Consider the following 417-nt stretch of genomic DNA (forward strand, 5'->3'; position numbering starts at 1 on the left):
TAACGTCCTTCATCGGCTTCTAGTGCCAAGGCATCTACCGTGCGCCCTTAATAACTTAATCTATGTTTCCATCCTACAGGAAACGCGTTATTAATCTTGTGAGTGTTCTTTCGAACACTAGCGATTATTTCTTATGAATTCAAGCTTTAAACTCTAATTCACTCGGTTTTGCTTGGTAAAATCTATTTTACTTACTTATCTAGTTTTCAATGTACAAATATAATGGTGGAGACTAGCGGGATCGAACCGCTGACCTCCTGCGTGCAAAGCAGGCGCTCTCCCAGCTGAGCTAAGCCCCCATAAGAATATTAATTAATGGTGGGCCTAAGTGGACTCGAACCACCGACCTCACGCTTATCAGGCGTGCGCTCTAACCAGCTGAGCTATAGGCCCATTAATTATTTGTAAAACAAACAA

2 tRNA genes are annotated in these 417 nt (G+C 42.4%); both read right to left on the reverse strand.

The annotated features are described in order from the left end of the window. Positions 1–223: 223 nt before the first annotated feature. Positions 224–299: transfer RNA gene (locus AC2D8K_RS12625), tRNA-Ala, on the reverse strand. Positions 300–316: 17 nt separating this feature from the next. Then, positions 317–393: transfer RNA gene (locus tag AC2D8K_RS12630), tRNA-Ile, on the reverse strand. Positions 394–417 lie beyond the last annotated feature (24 nt).

The sequence above is a fragment of the Staphylococcus sp. 510 genome (genome assembly GCF_057219715.1).